Genomic DNA, 21,790 nt, shown 5'->3' on the forward strand with positions numbered 1-21,790 from the left:
TGTCCGATGACCCTCCGTTAGCGTTCGAAACGTGTTCACGCCCGCCCTCCCGAGGCTCGGCCCGCAGGGCCCCTTCCCGCATGCCCCGCTCGTCCACCCACTCGACCGCAAGTGGCTGCACTACGCGTTCCTGTCGCGGTGCGGGCGGCAGGCGCTCATCGCGAACCTCTCCGCCCTGGGCTCCTCCACCGGCTCGGTCCTCGCGGATCCGGGCGCCCCCGCCACCGGGCGCCGCAGCGGCACGGGCACGGCGGCCGAGGGACAGCACATGGCGATCCTGCTCCTCTACGGGGAGGGACACGGCTGGAGCGCGACGCAGTTCAACGCCGAGCAGCCGGAAGTGCCCTGGTCGGCCTTCCGGTTGTCGCACCCGCACGGAGAGCCCGGCGCGTTCCGGGTGGCCGCCCGCTCGGCGGCTCCGGCGGCGGACGTGCGGCTGACCCGGACCAGCAGGCCGTGCACCTCGCAGTGCGCGCCCTTCGGTGACGACGAGCATCTGCGGTGGCAGTCGGAGCCCGGCGTCCTGGGCACCGGAACCCTGCGGCACGGCGACGGCACGGCGGTCCGGACGGACCTGCTCGGCTACCACGAGCGGGTACGCGGCCGGTGGTCCTGGCCCACCCTCGGCGGCTGGGTGTTCGGATTCGTGAACGACCCCTCGGGCCCCGTCGACCACGCCCCGCCCTCGGCGGTCGTCTTCACCCTGATCCAGCCCGCGTACCCCGCGGACGCGGCCAACGGATCGGTGATGCTGTGGCGCGACGGGCGCATGATCCGCCACTTCCCGCGGCGCGACCTCCGGGTCGCGGTGAGCGGCAGCCTGGACCGTGACCGGGTGGCTGTGGTGCCGCCGCTGGCGGGCCTGCTGGGCACCCCGCCGATGGCCGCGGTGCCCGGCCGGCTGCTGATCACCGCACGGCTCGGCGACGACCGGCTGGTCCTCGACTTCCGCTCGCACACGGCGGGCCGGATCTGCAACCCCTCCGAGACCAGCCTGCACCCGTTCAGCGTGCACGAGACCCTCGGCCCGTGCACCGTGGAGGGCCGGGTCGGCGGACGCCGTATCGGCTTCCACACCGGGGGCATCGTGGAGTTCGCCGGGGGTGCCCATGACTGAGACCGTCCCCGCGTTCACCGGTGCCCGGCTGCTGGACGAGACCGTCACCGCCCTGTCCGACCGGGCGCCGGCGATCCTCGCCGCCGCGGCCGGCCACCTGCGCGGCATCCGGCTGGGCCTGCACTTCAACGACGGCAGCCACGCCACCCTCACCGCACGGCACAGCCGCATCGTGGTGGACCGGGACCGCTGCCCCGACCCCGATGTCGAGGTCGCCTTCGACAACCGGGCCATGAACCTGCTGTTCGACCTCCAGCGCCCGCCCGTCGACCAGGTCCTGCCCGACAGCCTCGACGTCCGCGGCTCCCGCGACGACACCCTCGCCGTGTGGCGGGCGTTCACCCTGCTGTCCCAGCGCGCGGCGGGCCTGCGCAGCATGCAGGAACTGTGGGGGGCCTACCGCGAACAGGCCCCCCAGCTGTGGGGCAGCGCGCCGCCCGCCGCCCGGGAACCGTCCGCCGACCCGGTCGACTGGACGGCACTGGACTTCCTCGCCCGGCGCTCCCCCGAGAACGCGCCCGCACCGCCCGCGCTGATCGGCGACACCACCGTCACCGCGCCGCGCCTGCTGTGGGACGGCCGCACCAGCACCGCCTGGTCGCTGGAGGACACCGTCCGGGACGCGGACCTGATGGAGACCATGCTCCGGTGCCGGGCCCGCACCAACGAGGAGATCGAACGGCTGCTGCCGGACCGCGAACCGCGCGCCGAGCTGTACGACCTCATGCGCTCCTACCCCGCCCGCCAGGGCAAGGGCCTGCGGCCCACCCTGACCATCGCCGCCTGCGCCGCTTTCGGCGGTCGCCCCGACGACGCCGTACGCGCCGCCGCCGCGCTGGAACTGTTCCACAACGGCTTCCTCGTCCACGACGACATCGCCGACGAGTCCACCCACCGGCGGGGTCTGCCGACCATGCACGAGGAACACGGCCTGGGCCTGGCCGTCAACGTCGGCGACGGGATGAACCTGCTCGCCGTCGACGCCGTCCTGTCCAACCTCGAAACCCTCGGCCTCGTCCGCACCCTCGGCCTCATCCACGAGGCGGTGCACATGTGCCGGGAGTCCATCGAGGGGCAGGCCATGGAGCTGGGCTGGATCCGCCACGAGATCGTCCCCGGGACCGACGACGCCTACTTCACCATGAGCACCAAGAAGACCGGCTGGTACACCTGCATCAGCCCGTGCCGCATCGGCGCCGTCTGCGCGGGCGTCACGGACCCCGCCGTGCTGAGCCGGTTCGACGAGGCGTTCCGCCTGATCGGCATCGCCTTCCAGATCCAGGACGACATCCTGAACCTGGTCGGCGAGGAGGCCCTCTACGGCAAGGAGCCTCTCGGCGACCTGCTCGAAGGCAAGCGCACGGTGATGCTGATCCACCTCTTCCGCACCGCGTACGCCCACGAGCGCCCCCGCCTCTTCGACATCCTGCGGCAGCGCCGTACCGACAAGACCCAGCAGCACGCCGAGGAACTCCTCGCCGCCATGCGCCGGCACGGCTCCATCGAGTACGCCACCGACCTCGCCGACCGGCTCGCCGCCGAAGGCATCGCCCGCTTCGAGGAAGACCTCCGGTTCATCCCCGAGAACGAAGGCAAAGCCGTGCTGCGGCAGATCGCCCACTACGTCACCTCGAGGCCCCTGTGACCACCACCCCGCCCCCGCCGGCCGACCCCACCGCCGCCGGCCCGCTGACCCCCACCGACCACCGGGCCTTCGCCTTCCTCGGCCACGTCAACGGCAGCCTGCGCCAGTGCTTGTGCACCCTGGCCCGGCACGGCGTGGCGGTGCGCCGCGACACCCCCGAACGCGCCCGCCTCCTGCTCGACACCGTGCGGCCCTGGCCCCTGTACAAGGGCGGCCAGTTCCTGTTCGACCTGATGGAGTGGGAGGACCTCATGGTCGACGGCGACCCCCCGCCCCCGATGCCCACCGAGCGGATCGTCGCCGCCTGCACGCTCCCCGTTCAGCTGATCGCCGCCGCGGCCACCGAGGAGGCGCCGCAGGCGACGAAGGCGGTTCCCGGCCAGCGCACGACCGCCGCCCTCGACCTGCCCCTGCGCCTGCTGGCCGGCACCGCCCGCAGCACCCTCCTGGGTGCCGCGCAGGACATCACCGATCTGCTCGGGCCGCGCGCCGCCCCCGACGACGGCGCGGGGTACGCCGCCGATCCGGACCCCGTCGCGGACGACACCGTCACCGAGCTGCCGCCGCTGGAGGCGGGCTTCTACCTCTACGAGGACATCGCCCTCGGCGCCCTGTCCGTCCTCGGCCCGCTCCTGGCCGACCACGCACCGACCGACCCCGCGCCATCCGCCTGACTCATGACGCCCGTCCCCCCTCCCGACGGTCCATGAGCGGGCCCGGTCCCCAAGCCCGCCACCGGCGGATCCGCTCACGCGGACGCACCCATCCACAGAAGGGATACGCATGGCCACGCAGACGCAGGCCCCCGTCCAGCCGGGTTCCGAGAACAAGCTGTACATCCTCCAGCAGGGCATCGTCGAGGACGCCCCGGGCGGAGTCCCCGCCCACCTCAGCTTCGGCATCCTCAGCACCGTCCCCGACCCGGTCAACCCCGGAGACATCACCTTCACCCTGAAGGCGCCCACCGGCTTCGTGTTCACCGGGTGGCTGTCCTGGGCGTACCACGACGTCAACACGCTCCAGGCGAAGGGCAACCTGGAAACCACCCAGGGCACCCTCGGCGACCGGGGCCGCACCCTGACCTTCACCCACAACCCGTACCTGTCCACCAACCAGGAGTGCATCGGCTACGGCGCCCAGGTCACCGCCGTCGACGGCGCGACCCCGGGCCGCTACACCGACGGCCAGCTCAAGGTGGGCGCCGCCAATCCGATCAAGCTCAAGGGCCGCGTCCTCGACCCCGACGAGGACTGACCCCCGGCGAACCGGCCCGTCGGTGGCCCCGCCGACTTGACCCGGAGCCACCGACGGGTCACGCGCAAGAGAAAGGCTGGAGATGTACGGAGCAGAAGACCCTCTGCCGGGCCGCGTCCGGCGCGCTGCCCCTTCGGTGTCGCGGCCGCGACGGGGGAAGCGCCGCCCATGGGCCCTCGGCGCGCTGGCCGCGGCGATGCTGCTGGCGTCGTCACTGCCCGCGAACGCCGCCACGGCGCAGGCCCGGCCCGCGGCGGAACGGGCCACGGCCGCACGGGACCCGCAGTGCGTTCAGCCGGGGAACGCGTGGCTCAACCCCCGCTTCTACTGGCGCAACGTCTTCGGCACCCGGTTGGGCGAGGGCGTGATCAACGAGTCGTCGTCGCCGAACCCGTTCGGCGGCCGGATCGCACCGGGGTCGACGTTCACGTTCAGGTGGCGCCCGGACACCACACGCAATCCCGTGGGAGCGCAGTACCACATCCACCGGGTCAACCTGGCCTCGGTCATGGCGGTGGCCGACGTGGTGTCGGTGACGGGGCCGGGCAGCTTCTCCGGGACGACACTGAGTGCCCAGGAGACCCCGCCCCAGAAGCTGGGGGACACCGTGGTGACGTTCCGGATCAGGCCCGGGACGGAGGGCCGGACGGCCACCCTCTCGTCGGCCGACCACAGCCTGACCACGCGGTGGCTGTTCGCCGACATCAACAACATCTGGGAGAACACCGGAAGCATCTCCTTCACCGTCGCCAGCCGCGCCGGCCTCGGCTGCGACTCGTCCTCGATCCTCGGGTGACGGATCGACGAGGTGACGCGCCGGCCGGCGTACCGCACACGCCGTGCGGCTCGCCGGCCGACGCGGGAGACTCCTGATGGTCACCACTTGATGGCGTTCACCACGCTGTTGTGGGCGTCGGCGGACCGGACGGTGAACTGGACGTTGGCGCCCCGGTCGTAGAAGGTCTGGCCGGGCTGCCAGGTGGCCATGTCCAGCGTGCCGCAGCCTGCCGGTGGCGCCGCGGCGTCGGGATTGGGCACCACCCGGATCGGCCCCTGGCCGTTCACGACGGAGCTGTCGACCTTGTAGATGACGACGCCCGAGGAGCAGGCCGCGGAGTCGTTGTGGGCCTTCCTGCGGGCCTCGGCGACGTAGGCGGTGGTGGCGCCGGTCCTGACCACCAGCAGCTTGGTGCCGCCGACGTACTCCACACCGTTCAACGTGGCGGTGTTCTGGGTCCGGTTCTGCCACACGCACACGGTCTGGTCGTCCCGCGTCCAGCCGAACTTCCAGGAGTGCCAGCCGAAGTACTGCGGTGCGGCTCCGGCGATGTGGCCCATCACGTCCCAGCCGCCGACGTACCGGTGCAGATCACCGCTGAAGGCGTACAGGTCCGGCGCTCCGAAGACATGAGCGGTCTCGTGGGCGGCCACCTTGTGACCCCAGTGCCACATGTCGGTGCCGAACGTCACCGCCCAACGGATCGTCGTGCCCTTGATGACGATCGGCTGGGTGGGTGTCCAGTACCACGTGTGGGAGCCGGTGACCCGGGAGTGGGCGGTGGAGACGATGTAGAACAGGTCGTACCCGGCCAGATCGGCGCCGGCGCCGGCCGCCGCGCGCAGTGCGTCGGTCACGTACCGGGTGTGCTGCTGGTAGGTGGGACTGGAGGTGCCGTAGGCGTCGGAGGCCGACGGCATCCGGATCCAGCGGTTCACGACCGGCCGCATGCTCAGCCCGGTCCTGCCGTACGAGGCGTTCCACATCCAGTCGGCGGCCGGGGCCAGGAGGTTGTAGTAGTCCGCGACGCCGCCGGCGCCGGACACGTCGGGGAAGTCCACGTAGACCACACCGACGTTCTTGACCCCCAGGGGATCCAGGAACTGGGTGTAGTCGGTGTTCTGCCCCTCGTTGACCGTGGTCCCCTGCCCCTGAAGCGCACACGGCGAGGTGCTCCCGTTGGCGGCGCGGGCACGCTGGGCGGGGACGGCGGCCGCGGTCAGCGCGAGCAGCACCACGAGAACCCACAGGACCGGTAAGGGGAGCGGGCGTCGCGTCCGGGCGACCCGGAGGCACGGGATCCCACGACCCTTCCCCGGCAACCGCCCCCTGCCGCCCGTCCCGACCCCCGCCGGAGACCCCTCACGCAGTACTCGCGTCTCACTCATGGAACGACCATCCCGACCACAGCGGGACAGGCCGGGGCAACAGGGCCAAACTCATCCCATGGAGTGGAACGGGAGGCGCTCCGGCGCGGATTCGCGCTCTCGGCTTGGGAAGCTTGAGTTTCTTGCCGGTGGTTGCTGCGCTGATCTGCGGCGGAGTGGTGCTGGAGTCCTGGTCGCACCCGGGGCGAGTTGCCGCTGTTCCCCGTGATTCCCCGCAGGATCTGGCACGCGAATGGCACGGTGCCTTCCCTTCGAACGTCCCTTGGCGGAGTTGGGCCCAGGAGCGTCTGAGCCTCAGCCGACGACAGTCCGCCGCGGCGGTGGGTCAGCCGACCGCGCCGGCGCGCGTGTGCCTCGTTGTACCCCTACCGACCTAAGCCACGCTGTCCGCCGTCAATCAGAGTAAGTCTCGACGGCGGATGCGATGGGTCGCACCTAGCGAGCGTGATGACCTCTTCGTCCCGAAGCAACCTGGGTGAGGGTGCCGCCTTGGTCTGTGACGCCTCTCACCTGCGCTGATGGTCCGCAACGTTCGCGCTGGCGGCCCAGAGCCCGATGGTGGTCACGGCGCATCAGCGTCGCCCGGCGAAGGCCCCGCAGCGGAGGTAGGCAACCGCTAACCGGGCGTAAGCGGTTGTGATCGCCAACTGGGCCAGCCGGGCGGTACCTTCAGTAACTCGGTGTCGAGCACGGGGAAGGGGAGGGGCAGCATGTCGAGGGGCAAGCAGACGTTGCGCAAGCTCAGCCATGCGGTACGGGAGGGGGCCGAGGACAGTGTACGCGCTTATTACTTCAGTATGTACGATCGCGGCTTCAACGAGGCGGCTCACATCTGCCTGGGTGTCCTGTCCGATGCCACGGAGGAGTTGTTGGCGAGGATGAAGTCCGGAAACCTGTCCAAGCAAGAACAGGCGCTGTACGCGCGGCTGACTGAACTGACGGCTGAAATGGACGAGCGTCTCCGGAACGCCTGCCAAGAAGAGCCGACAGGGGACGCCCTGCCGTAGCCGTCCGATGCCCGACCTGGCCAGCCAACAAGATTGTTCTGAGGCTCACTTCTGAGGATCGGCCCCGTATGTCGCGACGTCCGGCACGCCGAGAGCCATGCCAGTGATGCAACCCTTGTTCCATGCGTCGGGCTCGTGGCCATCCAGGCCGCTAGGGGATGTGTCTGCGCACTCCCACTGCCCCACGGAGTCGGGTACCCGGTGTCGGAGCCGGCGGCGGGTGCACATGTCCTGCCGTGCGGCCACCTCCCCACCGGTCGTGCAGTACGTGAAGTTGGTGTCGAGGAAGCGCTTCGCGTAGTCCGTTGCCATCTGCTCACCGAACCGGTAGCTGTCCCAGTACCTCGCGGCCTTGACTTCCTCGCGGCTTCCCGCAAGGACCCGCTCTACGGGGCCTTCATGCTCGCCATCGCCATTTCGGAGGTGGGCCCCTTCTGAACTGGTGCCCCGGCAGGATTCGATCCTGCAACACCCGCTTTAGGAGAGAGGCTGGGTGATCTGCGGACTGAGCTGCGACTTCGCTGGCCGAGGAAGCGGGCGGCTACTCGACCGCGGGACACCGGTGTTGACCGTGGCTGACCCTTGTATCTGGCACGGTTATGGCACGAACCTCAGCCGAGGACAGCCAGCCACCACGGCGGGTGCGTCGGCCGACCGCGTACGCGTACGCCTCGCTGCACCCTCACCGGCTTCAGCCACGCTACTAGCTTGCACCGTCGACCAGAGCAACCTACGACGGCCGGCCCCGTAACGACGGAGCCCCTGATCGCTGAGCGGCGGCCGCATCGGCGCCGCTTGCTCTCACCATGATTCCCCGTTGTTCCCCGCTATATCTGGTGCGGTTGTGGTGCAGCCGCAAGGCTTCAGCACGCGGTGGCACTGACCTCACGAGGCCACCACACCGCTTGGATACGGAGACCACAGCCGCCCGAGTCGGCAGTGCTACAGACCCCGCAAGGGAGGTCACTGACCAGCGTCGATGCCCTCATTGCACTGGGTTGCCCCACACCTGCCCCGCAGCACGCGGCGGGCACACGACTGCGGTGGGGCCCAGTGAGCCGGCTGGACCGAGCGCAATACAACGAGCCGGCGCAGGTCTCCCCCTGCGCAAGATCTACGAGGCTAGTCAGCTCGCATGAGGCGGCAAAACGGCCCCCTTTTCGGAGTCTCCAATACCTGTCATCATCAGCAACGCCATCTTTTGCTGCACTACGAGGCACACCGCACAAGGGGGGTGCGGAAGCGATGAGTAGACCACCCGCGGTGGACTAACCGCCGAACTAGCCAATAGGAAGACCTGTGCTCTTTACCGTATTGCCAGCCGGGTTTCAGCCGCCGGAAGGGGAAGGACCGCACGCTTACCTAGTCAAAGATAATTGGGATGACTGGTTTAAGTACAGCACTCTGCATCACCTCTTCGTTCGCGACAACAGAGGCAGCCTTCACGAAATCGGCCATGTGAAAATCGGCCAGTTCGGCATGCTTGAAGGGCAGCGCAGCCCAGACCTACCCAATGAATTCGAAGAGGCGCCCAGCAACGTCTTCTCCCTGGGTCAGGACGACAGCTACTATCAGAATCTCCGAAAGCTCAACACTGACATTCGGGATGAAATTCTTAGCGCACTGCACGACATAGCGCTAGATCAGGCGCTTTTCACGCGGGCTCTAAGCGAGGATGTGACCGGTACATCCCTGCTCCGCTCAGTCGCGCGCGCCACAGTCGAGGGGCAGTTTCGCCGACTTGCCACCAATGGCCCTCGACTTACTCGATACACGTTTACTTACACGCTGCCCCCGAGTCCACGATCAGACAGCACGCCGGCTTCTCTGGAGTTCGAGGTAAAACCGAACTCGAATCCACCCACCAATGTCCATGTGCTGATTGGCCGCAACGGAGTCGGTAAAACGCACTTCCTCTACAATATGAGCCGCGCATTGGCAGACGACAACGCCACCGAGGAGGAAGTAGGAACCTTCCAGTTTGGGACACTCGGCTCGCCAGTCGGTCGCTTTGCAAACCTCGTATCCGTTACGTTCAGTGCATTTGACCCCTTCGAGCCAATAAGTTCACCACAGAACAAGGCGGCCGGACTGCAATACACGTACATCGGCTTGAAGAAAATTCGCCCAAGCAATACTGATAAGCCACTTCCCCCTAAAGATCATCGCGCGATCGCCCGCGAATTCAGCATGAGCGTAAGAGTATGCGTGCAAGGAGCACGTCTTGCTCGGTGGCGCCGTGCTCTGCAAATGCTTGAGGCTGACCCAATCTTCAATGATGCTGGCGTAGCGGAGTTGGCCGACTCAGCATCTAACGAGGATGAGCTCTCAGGACGAGCTCTTATGCTTTTTCGAAACCTCAGTTCAGGCCACAAGATCGTCCTGCTTACCATCACACGCCTTGTCGAAAGCGTCGAAGAGCGATCTCTCGTATTGCTCGATGAACCGGAAGCTCACCTACACCCGCCTCTACTCAGCGCCTTTACTCGGGCCCTGTCCGACCTGCTCAGGAATCGAAATGGCGTGGCGATTATCGCCACACACTCTCCAGTAATTCTTCAAGAAATTCCGCGGAGTTGCGCGTACAAGCTGCGCAGGTCAGGGTTTGAGCTGGTCGCAGAGCGGCCTGATATCGAGACATTTGGCGAGAACGTAGGCGTTCTAACCCGGGAAGTGTTCGGCTTGGAGGTTACCCACTCAGGTTTCCACCGCCTTCTGGGTGAAGCCCTGAAAGAAGGCGGCACCTACCAGGAGATCATCGAGCGCTTCGGTGGGCAACTCGGCAGCGAAGCCCGGGGCATTATGCGCGGTCTTATTGCAGCGCGCGACGCAGAGGCGGGTGCGTGATGTGGAAGATTGAGCGCCCTAAGCATACGGCCCGATCCAGCTACTCTACGTGCATCAAGAGAATTAGGAGCCAGGAACTAAAAGAACGATTCGAGAGCGCACTAGAAGAAGTCACAGCGGCAGCCGACTCATACGCGCGCTCAGCGGAGGACAAAAAGCTATATGCGTTGAGCAAGGAAGATTTTTTGCCAGCAAATATCACTACGGCCGAAATGGCAGCCCTGTACAACTATCGAATGGCCCAGAAGAAGTCCGTTGGGCGATTCATATATGACGACCTGATGCTGTCAGCGCCGCAAGGTCGCTGCCCTATGTGCGGCCAACGAACCGTATCCACTATTGATCATCATCTTCCTAAGACTCTGTATCCGGCCTTGGCTGTCACGCCCCTTAATTTGGTTCCAGCCTGCTCAGATTGCAACAAAATCAAGGGAGATGTCGCACCAACAACTGAGGGTGACGAACCTATTCACCCATACTTCGATGACGTCGAAAACGATCCATGGCTCTGCGCCAGTGTCGTGCACACTAGCCCTCCCGCACTCGTTTTCCGTGTCAACCCACCAACTAGTTGGGAGGAGGTGACTAAGGTTCGAGCCCGGAAGCATTTCTCGCTGTTCCAGCTAGCGTCGTTGTACGCTTCCCAAGCCGCGCAGGAACTCGGCAACATTCGATACTCTTTGGAGTGCATTTTCGAGAGGAGTGGAGCAGACGGCGTAAGAGAGCACCTAGCACAAGAGGCAACTAGTCGGCGGCGAGCACATGTGAATAGTTGGCAAACGGCAATGTATACAGCCTTGGCTAAGGACAAATGGTTTTGCGAGGGCGGTTTCGCGGCGTAATCTTAAAAAGGGAGCAGCACCCTCGCGTTGCGTCACGTCCGCCATACAGGCGCTCGGCCAAGCAGGCGCTGCTTCTCTCCCTCGAAGCAGTGGTGTCCGCCGGAATTTGGTCCGTATCTGCAGATAGGCGGGGACTGAGCACACAAAGACGCGACGCGTCCGTCCCGCTACCCCGGTGCGCATCACTTCTGAAGGGGAGCGCTCCGCGGATGGGACCGAAGACAACCAAGGTCTACGAGACGCTACGGCAGCGGCTCACTGATGGTTCTACGGCGGCCCTGGAGAGAAGCTTCCCTCTGAACGCACCCGGATGCGGCCTGCGGCAAGGTCAGATCCTCGGCCTGTCCGTCGATGGCTTCGACTTTGACAGCGGCACCCTGCACGTTGTGCAGCAGCTCAAGCTGAGCCTGAGCAAGGCCGTGTTCGCGCCCCCGAAGGGTGGCAAGCTCCGTGACGTGCCGCTGCGCGATCCAGCGGCAGAAGCACTGCAGGAGCACAACTGATCACCGGCGGCCGTGACCTGCGGCCGCCTAACCGATCAACGCCCTGACCTGCTGCCGAGCTGTCGGCACCTGTCGACGTCGGTCACCATTGAGCGCCCTTCCACGGCCCGAGGACGGCCCGGGAGGGCGCTCCCTCGTGTCGGCCTGCTGATCGATTGTTCTGCTGGTCGACGAGCTAGCTCCCACGGTCATAACACGTGGAGTTGCCGCGTTACGCTCCCATGGCCGGGTCGCTTTAGTTACCATACTGGGGTGGCAGAATCGGCGGAGCATCAATTCCTATCTGAGTGCACGGCAGAAGTTTTAGAGAGATTGTCGCGCACTACCCTCTACGCATACGTGGAAGCTGAACGTCGAAAGTTTGACTTCGCTTGCGAACTTCGGCGCGACTGGTCACGGCCCCTTGTAGGGCAAACTCTGTGGAATCACACGGCCGGGGTAGACAAAGATGTCCGCACTATGCTGCTAGATGCGGAAGCTGATATCTGCGCGTACGTGGCGAGGGATACAATCAAGGCTCGGCGACTGCTCTCGGAAGCAGTAAAAGACTTCAGGTCGGGCCGCGATCTTGCGCGGTCGCATCGACTGCGTGTTTTTTGGATTCCTGAAGGTTTCGATGCCGATGATGAGAGTCAGCGCAATCTCATCGCCGAGCTACTTGAAGAGCAGGTAAGTAGAGACATCCTGATGAACGTTGTCTTCGGAAATCTGACCGCCGAAGACGTCAGATTCTTCGGGCGCACTAGTGGCCTGGCAGGCTTGCACCTCGCTCTCTTGTATGTCATCTCAACGGCCTCTGAAGAGTTCTCCAGCACTCGTGACTTGGCTGAGAAACTTGAGGTCTCGCAGGGGGCGGTGAGGGAACGCCTGATTAGGCTCGCGGGGTGCGGCCTGCTGAGGCAATTTGGCGGCGGGGCGACTTTGGCGGGCGCTACCCTGAAAGGGCGAGTTTTTCTGGACTTCTGCGGCGTGCTTCGCCGCGAAATCAGCCTGGGGAGCTTGTCGGCTGAATTGATGCGGTTGCTCGATATGCGTTACGCGCCATCTGCTTTGCAATATGCTAGAGATAGCCTCCATCTTGCCGGGCCAGCCCTGACAGAGGTGCCCGAAATGGTTACTGGTCGTCTGGTAAGCACCATCGAGGTGGCGGAAGAGCGATGGGGTGTTGATTTGCAGGATATACCTCACGTGATTCACGAAAGCAGGGACTGGGGCCTGGCGGGGGACGAACTCGCTCGGAAGTTCCGCGAAGAAAGCCGGCGCTTCGAACTGTGAGGTCGGCGGAGCGGCTTTGGGGCGAGTGATCATGGCCCCGTAAGCTTCCGGCGAGTCGGGCAGTCTGTGGACCTGCCCGGTAAAGCACGACGTTGGGGCCATGATCTTAGAGGCTCGCCCCAAAGTGGCTGCCTAAAGCCGCAGAGCCGACCGCCCCAGCCACAGAGGGTGTGTCTCCCACTTCATGCCCGCAGCCGCCGGGCGCGGCCAGCCGGGGCGGAGACAGGAGGCAGGCCGCGCCGCAGAGGCGGCGCGCGCCCGCGCCGTGTGCGGGCCTTGGGACTCGTAGAGAAAGTTGTAACTCACCCTCCCGCGCGGGGCATGAAGTCGTGTGTGCATGACGGGAGGTCGGTGGTCTGGCGGTGTGCGAAGGGTAGGAAGAGCACGGGGCGGATCGTCCATGTGATGCGGGTGCTGGCGTGGGTCAGTGACACCGTGCACGGTTCGGCCCGCAGCAGGGCTCGTCTCGTGTCGATGCGGCCGTCGTACATCCACTCCCACGCTTCCGTGTAGGCGTCCGCGTCCAGGGCCGGGGAGATCGTCTGGAGGGCGACCGCTACCCAGCGGTCTGCCTGCGGGGCGGAGTAGGCGTCGAAGGATGCCACCAGTACCGGTGCGCCCTGATCGGTCAGGCTCTGCGTCCAGCACTCACACCAGAAGCCCCGTCTCGGTGCCGTCTTCAGCATCGGAAGTCTCCCGGGTGGATGTCGGCCGGCACTTGTGAAGGCGCCGCTTGGTGGTGAGGTGCTTCGGACGTATGGCTGGGTGCGGAGTGGTCGCGGCCGTGAGGTGAGTGGTGTCCGTGGTGGGGTTGTGGCAGGGGTTGGTCGCCCGACGGGTCGTGGGAGAAGGCGGTGCTGAGCCGCCGACCGGATGTGGAGGGCAGGTCGATCTCGGCCCAGCAGCATTTGCCCCTGTGGTTGCGCTCGGTCCCGTAGCGGTCGGCGAGTGCGGAGACGAGGAGCATGCCCCTGCCGTTCTCGCTGTACGTGTCCGGGAGAACGACCTTCGGCAGGGACGCACTGGTGTCGTGGACCTCGATCCTCAACACGTCCGCCCGGGAGTGGAGGGTCAGGAGGATGTGACTGGAGCCGGCGTGCCGTACGGCGTTGGTGAGCAGTTCGCTGAGTACGAGTTCGGCCCTCTGCGGTACCTCGGCGTCCCACTCTCCGCTCCAACGCCCTATCGCGCGCACCGCTCGGTGCCGCGCATCGGTGACGGCGATCGGGCTGGCGGGTACCGGCAGGGCGAACTTGTGCGTGTCCATCAACGGCGGCCCTTCTGGAACGTGTGCGGCCGTTTCAGGCAAGCAGTCCGGCGCGATCAGCGGCCTGCCCTGGCGCGGGCGCTGCATCAGGTATGCAGGTTCCGCATCTCGGCGAGGCACGGCTGACCTACGCTCGTTGAGCAGGCGGGGTCAACGGCGGAAGGATCCGTGACAGATGGCCGCAGCGCACAGTGAGTCGAGACGGATCGGCGAGGTGATTCGCCGTGCCCGGGTGCTACAGGGCCGCTCGCAAAAGGACGTCGCCGCCTCGTTGGGATACCACCAGTCCAAGGTGAGCCGACTGGAGAGCGGGCGTGGCACGGACAACATGGGAGTGCTGCGTGCGGTCGCGGCCGAACTCCGCATCCCCGCGCGGGAGGTGGGTCTCGCCGTCGCTCAGGAAGCCTCCATCGCCGACCCGGGAGCAGAAGATATGCAGCGCCGTACCTTCATCGCCGCGAGCATGGCCGTGAGTACCGCCGGGCTTACTGCTTCCCCCGGCCCTCTCGACAGTGACTCTTCCGCCTGCGACTCCTCTGACGCGCGTACCGGGCTCGTGCGAGCGCTGTTGCCGGGAACCGGTCCGGAGGGCACCGGTGCCCCGCTGGACACGAACCGCCTCCGTCTGCGCGTCGGCGCAGCGCGCCGGCTCTTCCACCTCTGTGACTACGCGGGGCTGGAGCAAGCGCTGCCGGGCCTGATCGCGGACCTGCGGCAGGCGTCCGGCGATACGGCGGACAGCACCGACCTCTCGGGGTTGCTGGCCACCGCGTATCAGACCCTGACCAGTCTGCTGCTCAAGCAGAACGACCAGGGCAACGCCTGGCTCGCCGTCGGTCGGGCCATGACCGAGGCCGAGCGTTGCGGCGACCCGGTGGTCCTGGCATCGAGCGTCCGCGTGCAGGCCCACGTCCTGGCGCGCGCGAAGCACCCGACTCAGGCTGTCAGCCTGGTCCGGCACACCGCCGAGCGGCTCACAGGGTCCTACGACCGCCGGTCTCCGCAGTACCTCGCGGCCCTCGGACTGCTGTTACTGCGTGGTGTCACCTCGGCCGGCAGCGGTGGAGACCGTGGCGCGGCACGGGAACTGCTCACGGAGGCGAAGGAAGTGGCGCGCTACGTCGCGCTCGACCGGCCGGATGCCTGGGCCAGCTTCAGCCCCACCAACGTCGCCCTGCACGAGGTCAGCGCCCTGGTGGCCTTCGGCGACGCCGACCGCGCCCTGCGGACGGCCCGCCCGCTCATGCGCCGCCCCCTACCTGTCCCCGAACGCCGGGCCTCCCTGTGGATCGACACGGCCCGCGCCTACAGCCAGCAGGGGCGGCTCGCCGACGGCTACCAGGCCCTGCGCATCGCCGAGACCTGCGCCGCCCAGGACGTCCGCCGTCCTGCCGTGCGTGAGCTGGTCGCCGGCATGGCCGCCCGCGATCGCCGCCGTACCCTGCCGGAACTGCACCGATTCAGCCGCCGCCTGGGAGTCACCGCGTGAACGAACCGAGCGCTTCGGACAAGAGGCCCTTCCTGTACGTCGTGGTCTGCGCGTGCGGTGTCGCCGCCGATGTCGACAGGCTGATCACAGCCGCGCAGGAGCGCCACTGGGACGTGGGCGTTGTCGCCACCCCCCAGGGCCTGGGATTCCTCGACACCGCAGCGATCGAGGAACAGACGGGCTATCCGATCCGCTCCGCTTGGCGCGCACCCGGCGATCCCCGCCCACTCCCTCCGGCGGACGCCATCGCCGTCGCCCCGGCCAGCTTCAACACGGTCAACAAATGGGCGGCAGGCATATCCGACACCCTCGCCCTCGCGATCCTCTGCGAGGCGTACGGGATGGGCGTTCCCACGGCTGTCCTTCCCTACCTGAACGCCGCCCAAGCGGCTCACCCCGCCTATCAGCGAAGCCTGGACCAGCTCCGGGAGATGGGCATCCTGATCGGCTCCTACAAGCCCCACCAGCCCAAGGCAGGCGGCGGCGCCGACAGCTTCCGCTGGGAGGAGGCCCTCGACCTCCTGGAACCGCGGCTTCGTACCCGGTCGTCGGTCGGTCGGTGACCTTCGCCACGGGCGGAGGCCACCCTGCGGGCCCCTTGTGGTGCGGAACTGGCACGCCTGTGGCACGAGCCCGCCTATCACGCCGCACAACAACAAGGCCCAGGTCTCTGACCTGGGCCTTCAGCATGGAGCGGGTGACGAGAATCGAACTCGCGCTCTCAGCTTGGGAAGCTGATGTTCTACCATTAAACTACACCCGCGTATGTACGGACATGGAGTTCGGGGAATCCCTTGTCCGACGCTCGCTCACTCTACATCATCGCGGAAGCGTGGTGGGCCGGGGTCGCGGGTCCGGGTGGGATCCGGCTGCGGGGGGCGGTGAGTTGGGGCGTACCGTGGGGGCCGGAGTGCCGCCTGGAGCGTCGTCTCTTTGATCCCGTAATGTGGCTTTTGGCGTCCGGGCAGAACGCCGGACGCGGCTCTTGGGGAAGGGACTTGAGGGACTTGATGCAACGCACCGTCGTCCGCTGTGCGGACGGGCACGTCTTCAGCACCGCTTCGTTCCCGATGCAGCAGGCCGAGCGGCTCGGCCCCGGCCGGCTCGTGCGGTGTCCGCGGTGCGCCCGGCTGCGGAGCGCGGTGCCCGTCGTCCTGGAGAAGCGGTAGGCGGCGAAGTGGTACCGGCCGTAGCCGGAGCGTGACAGGGAGCGCGCGGCGCCGTCGTGATTGCGATGGTTCCGCGCGCCTTGCGTATCCTCGCTACGTGCTTCTCTCAGACAAGGACATCCGGGCCGAGATCGACGCCGGGCGGGTACGGATCGATCCCTACGACGAATCCATGGTCCAGCCGTCGAGCATCGACGTGCGACTGGACCGCTACTTCCGGGTGTTCGAGAACCACCGCTACCCGCACATCGACCCCTCCGTCGAGCAGGCGGACCTGACGCGGCTGGTCGAGCCCGAGGGGGACGAGCCGTTCATCCTGCACCCCGGGGAGTTCGTGCTCGCCTCCACCTACGAGGTCATCACGCTGCCCGACGACCTCGCCTCCCGTCTGGAGGGCAAGAGTTCGCTCGGCCGGCTCGGGCTGGTCACGCACTCCACCGCCGGGTTCATCGACCCCGGCTTCAGCGGACACGTCACCCTTGAGCTGTCCAACCTCGCCACGCTCCCCATCAAGCTGTGGCCGGGCATGAAGATCGGGCAGCTGTGCATGTTCCGGCTGACCTCGCCCGCCGAGTCCCCGTACGGCAGTGAGCGCTACGGCTCCCGGTACCAGGGGCAGCGCGGGCCGACCGCCTCGCGGTCCTTCCTCAATTTCCATCGGACCCAGGTGTGAGGGCCAGTACAGCATGAGCAGCGCAGAAGTGCGGGAGAACCTGACCTACGACCTCTTCGGATCCGCGATCCGGGAGCTGGCGCAGACTATCGCCGACGACGGGTACGAGCCCGACATCGTGCTGAGCATCGCCCGCGGCGGTGTCTTCGTCGCCGGCGGACTCGCCTACGCCCTCGACTGCAAGAACATCCACCTGGTGAACGTGGAGTTCTACACGGGTGTGGGGACCACGCTCGAGATGCCGGTGATGCTCGCCCCCGTCCCGAACGTGATCGACTTCTCCGACAAGAAGGTGCTGATCACCGACGACGTCGCCGACACCGGCAAGACGCTGAAGCTGGTCCGCGACTTCTGCCTGGACACCGTCGCCGAGGTGCGCTCCGCGGTGATCTACGAGAAGTCCCACTCCCTCGTGAAGTGCGAGTACGTGTGGAAGCGGACCGACGACTGGATCAACTTCCCCTGGAGCGTCGAGCCGCCCGTCGTGAAGCGGGCCGGGCAGGTCCTCGACGCCTGAGCCCGGTTGCGTACGCATGCGAAAGGGCCCCCGTCGCCGGGGGCCCTTTCGCGTGCGCGTGCGCGGACGCTCAGAACGTGCCGAGCTTCACGATCGACAGCAGTGCGATGAGCTGGATCGCCGACGCCCCCAGCGCCCTCGGCCAGGGCAGGTCGTGGGAGCGGGAGACCATCAGGGTCAGCAGGGCGCCGGCGCCGATCCAGGTGGCCCAGCCGAGGATCTGGACGAAGCCGGCGTCGCCGCCGAAGAACATGGCGACGATCAGCCGGGGCGCGTCGGTGAGGGCCGTGATCAGCATGGACAGGCCCACCGTGGGCTGCCAGGCGCCGTCGCCGCCGAGTTGGCGGGCCAGGGTGTGGGTGACCGCGCCCAGGACGAACAGGCCCAGCACCATCACGACCGCCGTCACCAGCACGATCGGCACCGCGTTGGACAGCGTCGCGCTGATCGCGTCATGGCGGGCGCCGTCGAAGCCGAAGACGGCGAGCAGGCCGTAGAGGAAGGTCACGATGAGGGCGGGGATCCACATCGTGTAGTCCCGCATGCGCAGGAAGGTGTCGTTCGGGGCGAGGACGATCCCCTTCAGCAGTTCCTTCCAGTGCAGCGGCGGGCCGATCGGGGCGGCCGGTGCGGGGGCCGAGCCGGCCTGGTAGGTCGCCCCCTGGGTGTAGCTCGCGGCCTCGTCGACGGAGAACGCCTGGGTGTGGCCCGGCTGGTCGGCGGCGTAGGGGTCGTGCCCGCCGTGTCCGCCGTGGCCGCCGCCCGGGTGGCCGCCGTCGCCGAAGTACTCGGGGCCGTCGTCCGCGGGGCCCGGGTAGCCGTAGGACTGCCCCTGGTGCGGGTACGGCGGCTGCTGCCCCTGGTGTGGGTACGGCGGCTGCGGCGCCGACGGGTAGCCGTGCGAGGGACCCGCCGGTCCCGACGGGCCCGGGCGGCCGTACGGCGGCTGCCCGTACGACGGTCCCCCGGGCTGCGCGGGGCCGTGCCCGCGCCCGTACGACGGTCCTTGGGGCGCCTGCTGTCCTTGGGGGGTACGGTCGTCCCGGCCCCCGCGTCCGATCCTGAATCCAGCCACGTCATCGAACGTACCTGGTCCGGGCGGGCCGCGTGACGGGGCCTGTGGTCCTCGCGCGGCTTTGCGGCCGACCTGTGACATCCCCTAGGGGGCCGTCCGGCACCGCACCCCGAATTCCCTCGGGGTTCCGCGGCGTTCGGCGGGGCTCCATGGTCCAGGATGGGTCCATGAGCGTAGTGAAGATCAACGTGCTGACCGTTCCCGCCGAGCAGCGGGAGGTGCTGGAGAAGCGGTTCGCCTCGCGGGCCCACGCGGTGGAGAACTCCGACGGCTTCGAGTGGTTCGAGCTGCTGCGGCCCGTGGAGGGCACCGACCAGTACCTCGTCTACACCCGCTGGCGGGACGAGGAGTCCTTCCAGGCCTGGATGGAGGGGCCGATGAAGGCCGCGCACCACGGCGGCGGCGAGGGCGGCGGGGAAGGCGGCGAGCGCCCGAAGCCCGCGGCCTCCGGTTCGACCCTGTGGTCCTTCGACGTGGTCCAGCAGGCCGCCCCCAAGGGCGCCTGAGCCGGACGGTCCCGCGCAGACACGACGGCGCCCCCTGCCTGTGCGAAGCAGGGGGCGCCGTCGTGTGCGGGGAGCGGGTTACTTCACCGGCTCCGGCTCCGGGGCGGTCTCGGTCTCCGCCTCGCCCGCCGGGTCGGCCGGCGTCTTGACGGAGTCGAGCAGCAGCTGCGCGACGTCCACGACCTGGATGGACTCCTTGGCCTTGCCGTCGTTCTTCTTGCCGTTCACCGAGTCGGTGAGCATGACCAGGCAGAACGGGCAGGCGGTGGAGACGATGTCGGGGTTGAGGGAGAGGGCCTCGTCGACGCGCTCGTTGTTGATGCGCTTGCCGATCCGCTCCTCCATCCACATCCGCGCGCCGCCGGCGCCGCAGCAGAAGCCGCGCTCCTTGTGGCGGTGCATCTCCTCGTTCCTGAGGCCCGGGACCTTGCCGATGATCTCGCGCGGGGGCGTGTAGATCTTGTTGTGGCGGCCCAGGTAGCAGGGGTCGTGGTAGGTGATGATGCCCTCGACCGGGGTGACGGGGATCAGCTTGCCCTCGTCCACCAGGTGCTGGAGCAGCTGGGTGTGGTGGATGACCTCGTAGTCGCCGCCGAGCTGCGGGTACTCGTTGCCGATGGTGTTCAGGCAGTGCGGGCAGGTCGCGACGATCTTCTTCGCGGACTTCGGCTTCTTCGTCGCCGGGTCCTCGTCGTCCTCGCCGAACGCCATGTTCAGCGCGGCGACGTTCTCCATGCCGAGCTGCTGGAACAGGGGCTCGTTGCCGAGGCGGCGGGCGGAGTCACCGGTGCACTTCTCGTCGCCGCCCATGATCGCGAACTTCACGCCCGCGATGTGCAGCAGCTCGGCGAAGGCCTTGGTGGTCTTCTTCGCGCGGTCCTCCAGGGCGCCGGCGCAGCCGACCCAGTACAGGTACTCGACCTCGGTGAGGTCCTCGATGTCCTTGCCGACGACGGGGACCTCGAAGTCGACCTCCTTGGTCCACTCCAGGCGCTGCTTCTTCGCCAGGCCCCAGGGGTTGCCCTTCTTCTCCAGGTTCTTGAGCATCGTGCCCGCCTCGGAGGGGAAGGCGCTCTCGATCATCACCTGGTAGCGGCGCATGTCCACGATGTGGTCGACGTGCTCGATGTCCACCGGGCACTGCTCGACGCAGGCGCCGCAGGTGGTGCAGGACCACAGCACGTCCGGGTCGATGACGCCGTTCTCCTCGGCGGTGCCGATCAGCGGGCGCTCGGCCTCGGCCAGGGCGGCGGCGGGGACGTCCTTCAGCTGCTCCTCGGACGCCTTCTCCTCGCCCTCCATGGTCTTGCCGCCGCCCGCGAGCAGGTACGGCGCCTTGGCGTGCGCGTGGTCCCGCAGCGACATGATCAGCAGCTTGGGGGAGAGCGGCTTGCCGGTGTTCCAGGCGGGGCACTGCGACTGGCAGCGGCCGCACTCGGTGCAGGTGGAGAAGTCCAGCAGGCCCTTCCAGGAGAACTGCTCGACCTGGGAGACGCCGAAGACGTCGTCCTCGCCCGGGTCCTCGAAGTCGATCGGCTTGCCGCCGGAGGTCATCGGCTGGAGCGCGCCGAGCGCGGTGGAGCCGTCGGCGTTGCGCTTGAACCAGATGTTCGGGAACGCCAGGAAGCGGTGCCAGGCCACGCCCATGTCGGTCTTCAGGGAGACCGTGATCATCCAGATGAAGCTGGTCGCGATCTTCAGTCCGGCGAAGAAGTAGGTGAGGTTCTGGAGCGTGGAGAGGTCCATGTCCCGCAGCCAGGCGACGACCGGGTACGAGATGAAGAACGAGGCCTCGTAGCCGTCGACGTGGTGCTGGGCGCCTTCGAGGGCGTGCAGCATGAAGATGCAGACGCCGACGATGAGGATGACGGTCTCGACGAAGTACGCCTGGCCGAAGTTCGAGCCGGCGAAGCGGGACTTGCGGCCCGGGTCGCGCGGGTGGCTCAGCTGGCGGATCACGATCAGCACGAGGATGCCGACGACGGTCATCGTGCCGATGAACTCGACGTAGACGTTGTACGGTGCCCAGTCGCCGAGGACCGGCAGGATCCAGTCCGCCTCGAACAGCTGCCCGAACGCGTTGACGATCGTCAGCAGCAGCGTGAAGAAGCCGACGGCGACGAACCAGTGCGCCACGCCGACGATGCCCCAGCGGTTCATGCGGGTGTGGCCGAGGAACTCCCGGACCACGGTCATGGTGCGCTGTGCGGGATCGTCGGTCCGCGTGCCGGCCGGTACCGGCTGGCCCAGCCGCATGTGGTTGTAGATCTGGAGGAGGGCGCGGCCGAACAGTGCCACGCCGACCACGATCAGGACCAGCGACACGATGATCGCGGCGAGTTGCATTGGGGCTCCTGAAGCGGCCTCGGTCGGAACGAGCTGTCTGGGCTGACGAACATTACTAAGCGGTAACTTATGTAGTCCGTCTGAGACTACCC

20 protein-coding genes, 1 tRNA gene and 1 pseudogene are annotated in these 21,790 nt (G+C 67.3%); 16 read left to right on the forward strand and 6 right to left on the reverse strand.

The features are described 5' to 3' along the window. Positions 1-31 precede the first annotated feature (31 nt). From ACZ63H_RS18570 to ACZ63H_RS18590, 5 genes are all read left to right on the forward strand, one after another. On the forward strand, positions 32-1,117 hold the full coding sequence (locus ACZ63H_RS18570) for a hypothetical protein (RefSeq protein ID WP_469866276.1): 1,086 nt from the start codon (positions 32-34) through the stop codon (positions 1,115-1,117). Further along, the gene (locus tag ACZ63H_RS18575; protein WP_469866278.1) at positions 1,110-2,762 is read left to right on the forward strand and encodes a polyprenyl synthetase family protein; all 1,653 of its coding nucleotides are present in this window, start codon (positions 1,110-1,112) and stop codon (positions 2,760-2,762) included. Before ACZ63H_RS18570 ends, ACZ63H_RS18575 begins: the two co-directional genes overlap by 8 nt. Then, on the forward strand, positions 2,759-3,436 hold the full coding sequence (locus ACZ63H_RS18580; RefSeq protein WP_469866280.1) for a hypothetical protein: 678 nt from the start codon (positions 2,759-2,761) through the stop codon (positions 3,434-3,436). The genes ACZ63H_RS18575 and ACZ63H_RS18580 overlap by 4 nt, the downstream gene beginning before the upstream one ends. Positions 3,437-3,545: 109 nt before the next feature. Then, positions 3,546-4,016 carry a hypothetical protein gene (locus ACZ63H_RS18585; protein WP_469866282.1) on the forward strand — a complete coding sequence of 157 codons (471 nt, stop codon included), beginning with the start codon at positions 3,546-3,548 and terminating at the stop codon, positions 4,014-4,016. A 136-nt stretch (positions 4,017-4,152) separates the two neighbouring features. Then, complete coding sequence (locus tag ACZ63H_RS18590; protein WP_469866284.1) at positions 4,153-4,812, forward strand: hypothetical protein; 660 nt, start codon at positions 4,153-4,155, stop codon at positions 4,810-4,812. 80 nt (positions 4,813-4,892) lie between these two features. Here the strand turns inward: ACZ63H_RS18590 and ACZ63H_RS18595 are convergent, their stop codons facing one another. Further along, a complete protein-coding gene (locus ACZ63H_RS18595; RefSeq protein WP_469866286.1) occupies positions 4,893-6,032 on the reverse strand; it encodes a metallopeptidase domain-containing protein in 1,140 nt (379 codons plus the stop codon). Between the two features lie 860 nt (positions 6,033-6,892). On the opposite strand from ACZ63H_RS18595, the gene ACZ63H_RS18600 reads away from it, so the two are divergent. From ACZ63H_RS18600 to ACZ63H_RS18620, 5 genes and pseudogenes are all read left to right on the forward strand, one after another. Beyond that, positions 6,893-7,189, forward strand: coding sequence for a hypothetical protein (locus tag ACZ63H_RS18600; protein WP_469866288.1), 297 nt, complete (start codon positions 6,893-6,895; stop codon positions 7,187-7,189). Between the two features lie 1,299 nt (positions 7,190-8,488). After that, on the forward strand, positions 8,489-10,036 hold the full coding sequence (locus tag ACZ63H_RS18605) for an AAA family ATPase (protein ID WP_469866290.1): 1,548 nt from the start codon (positions 8,489-8,491) through the stop codon (positions 10,034-10,036). A gap of 311 nt (positions 10,037-10,347) precedes the next feature. Further along, positions 10,348-10,878, forward strand: coding sequence for a hypothetical protein (locus tag ACZ63H_RS18610; RefSeq protein ID WP_469866417.1), 531 nt, complete (start codon positions 10,348-10,350; stop codon positions 10,876-10,878). 308 nt (positions 10,879-11,186) lie between these two features. Then, positions 11,187-11,375: pseudogene (locus ACZ63H_RS18615) on the forward strand (site-specific integrase); the annotation flags it as partial. Between the two features lie 258 nt (positions 11,376-11,633). Continuing rightward, on the forward strand, positions 11,634-12,656 hold the full coding sequence (locus ACZ63H_RS18620; protein WP_469866292.1) for a hypothetical protein: 1,023 nt from the start codon (positions 11,634-11,636) through the stop codon (positions 12,654-12,656). Between the two features lie 302 nt (positions 12,657-12,958). Here the strand turns inward: ACZ63H_RS18620 and ACZ63H_RS18625 are convergent, their stop codons facing one another. Together ACZ63H_RS18625 and ACZ63H_RS18630 are read right to left on the reverse strand one after the other, a co-directional pair. After that, a complete protein-coding gene (locus ACZ63H_RS18625) occupies positions 12,959-13,342 on the reverse strand; it encodes a hypothetical protein (protein WP_469866294.1) in 384 nt (127 codons plus the stop codon). After that, positions 13,336-13,923 (reverse strand): ATP-binding protein, encoded by a 588-nt coding sequence (locus ACZ63H_RS18630; RefSeq protein WP_469866296.1) that lies wholly within the window; start codon positions 13,921-13,923, stop codon positions 13,336-13,338. Before ACZ63H_RS18630 ends, ACZ63H_RS18625 begins: the two co-directional genes overlap by 7 nt. A 175-nt stretch (positions 13,924-14,098) precedes the next feature. Between ACZ63H_RS18630 and ACZ63H_RS18635 the strand changes: the two genes are divergently transcribed. Together ACZ63H_RS18635 and ACZ63H_RS18640 are read left to right on the forward strand one after the other, a co-directional pair. Continuing rightward, the gene (locus ACZ63H_RS18635) at positions 14,099-15,412 is read left to right on the forward strand and encodes a helix-turn-helix domain-containing protein (protein WP_469866298.1); all 1,314 of its coding nucleotides are present in this window, start codon (positions 14,099-14,101) and stop codon (positions 15,410-15,412) included. Continuing rightward, the gene (locus ACZ63H_RS18640) at positions 15,409-15,975 is read left to right on the forward strand and encodes a flavoprotein (protein WP_469866300.1); all 567 of its coding nucleotides are present in this window, start codon (positions 15,409-15,411) and stop codon (positions 15,973-15,975) included. The genes ACZ63H_RS18635 and ACZ63H_RS18640 overlap by 4 nt, the downstream gene beginning before the upstream one ends. A 126-nt stretch (positions 15,976-16,101) precedes the next feature. Here the strand turns inward: ACZ63H_RS18640 and ACZ63H_RS18645 are convergent. Continuing rightward, positions 16,102-16,175: transfer RNA gene (locus ACZ63H_RS18645), tRNA-Gly, on the reverse strand. Between the two features lie 247 nt (positions 16,176-16,422). Here ACZ63H_RS18645 and ACZ63H_RS18650 point away from each other — a divergent pair. The 3 genes from ACZ63H_RS18650 (at position 16,423) to ACZ63H_RS18660 (ending at position 17,771) form a co-directional block, all read left to right on the forward strand. Further along, positions 16,423-16,581, forward strand: coding sequence for a hypothetical protein (locus ACZ63H_RS18650; protein WP_181797373.1), 159 nt, complete (start codon positions 16,423-16,425; stop codon positions 16,579-16,581). Between the two features lie 97 nt (positions 16,582-16,678). Continuing rightward, positions 16,679-17,254 (forward strand): dCTP deaminase, encoded by a 576-nt coding sequence (gene dcd, locus ACZ63H_RS18655; RefSeq protein ID WP_318202246.1) that lies wholly within the window; start codon positions 16,679-16,681, stop codon positions 17,252-17,254. A gap of 13 nt (positions 17,255-17,267) precedes the next feature. Continuing rightward, positions 17,268-17,771: a phosphoribosyltransferase gene (locus tag ACZ63H_RS18660; protein ID WP_358690812.1), complete on the forward strand. Its 504-nt coding sequence runs from the start codon at positions 17,268-17,270 to the stop codon at positions 17,769-17,771. A 70-nt stretch (positions 17,772-17,841) separates the two neighbouring features. Here ACZ63H_RS18660 and ACZ63H_RS18665 read toward each other — a convergent pair whose 3' ends face one another. Next, positions 17,842-18,927 carry a Yip1 family protein gene (locus tag ACZ63H_RS18665; RefSeq protein WP_469866302.1) on the reverse strand — a complete coding sequence of 362 codons (1,086 nt, stop codon included), beginning with the start codon at positions 18,925-18,927 and terminating at the stop codon, positions 17,842-17,844. A gap of 86 nt (positions 18,928-19,013) precedes the next feature. Between ACZ63H_RS18665 and ACZ63H_RS18670 the strand changes: the two genes are divergently transcribed. Next, entirely contained in the window at positions 19,014-19,352 is a 339-nt protein-coding gene (locus ACZ63H_RS18670) for an antibiotic biosynthesis monooxygenase family protein (RefSeq protein WP_469866304.1), read from the forward strand. A 78-nt stretch (positions 19,353-19,430) separates the two neighbouring features. Here ACZ63H_RS18670 and ACZ63H_RS18675 read toward each other — a convergent pair whose 3' ends face one another. Next, positions 19,431-21,698 carry a (Fe-S)-binding protein gene (locus ACZ63H_RS18675; protein ID WP_469866306.1) on the reverse strand — a complete coding sequence of 756 codons (2,268 nt, stop codon included), beginning with the start codon at positions 21,696-21,698 and terminating at the stop codon, positions 19,431-19,433. Between the last annotated feature and the right edge of the window lie 92 nt (positions 21,699-21,790).

The organism is Streptomyces sp. NPDC104831 (assembly GCF_055583025.1).

Coding starts and splice junctions, on each gene's coding strand:
- ACZ63H_RS18670 (WP_469866304.1), top strand. CDS start 19,014: ATGAGCGTAGTGAAGATCAACGTGCTGACCGTTCCCGCCGAGCAGCGG.
- ACZ63H_RS18635 (WP_469866298.1), top strand. CDS start 14,099: ATGGCCGCAGCGCACAGTGAGTCGAGACGGATCGGCGAGGTGATTCGC.
- ACZ63H_RS18675 (WP_469866306.1), bottom strand. CDS start 21,698: ATGCAACTCGCCGCGATCATCGTGTCGCTGGTCCTGATCGTGGTCGGC.
- ACZ63H_RS18610 (WP_469866417.1), top strand. CDS start 10,348: ATGTGCGGCCAACGAACCGTATCCACTATTGATCATCATCTTCCTAAG.
- ACZ63H_RS18665 (WP_469866302.1), bottom strand. CDS start 18,927: ATGTCACAGGTCGGCCGCAAAGCCGCGCGAGGACCACAGGCCCCGTCA.
- ACZ63H_RS18585 (WP_469866282.1), top strand. CDS start 3,546: ATGGCCACGCAGACGCAGGCCCCCGTCCAGCCGGGTTCCGAGAACAAG.
- ACZ63H_RS18630 (WP_469866296.1), bottom strand. CDS start 13,923: ATGGACACGCACAAGTTCGCCCTGCCGGTACCCGCCAGCCCGATCGCC.
- ACZ63H_RS18625 (WP_469866294.1), bottom strand. CDS start 13,342: ATGCTGAAGACGGCACCGAGACGGGGCTTCTGGTGTGAGTGCTGGACG.
- ACZ63H_RS18660 (WP_358690812.1), top strand. CDS start 17,268: ATGAGCAGCGCAGAAGTGCGGGAGAACCTGACCTACGACCTCTTCGGA.
- ACZ63H_RS18600 (WP_469866288.1), top strand. CDS start 6,893: ATGTCGAGGGGCAAGCAGACGTTGCGCAAGCTCAGCCATGCGGTACGG.
- ACZ63H_RS18650 (WP_181797373.1), top strand. CDS start 16,423: ATGCAACGCACCGTCGTCCGCTGTGCGGACGGGCACGTCTTCAGCACC.
- ACZ63H_RS18575 (WP_469866278.1), top strand. CDS start 1,110: ATGACTGAGACCGTCCCCGCGTTCACCGGTGCCCGGCTGCTGGACGAG.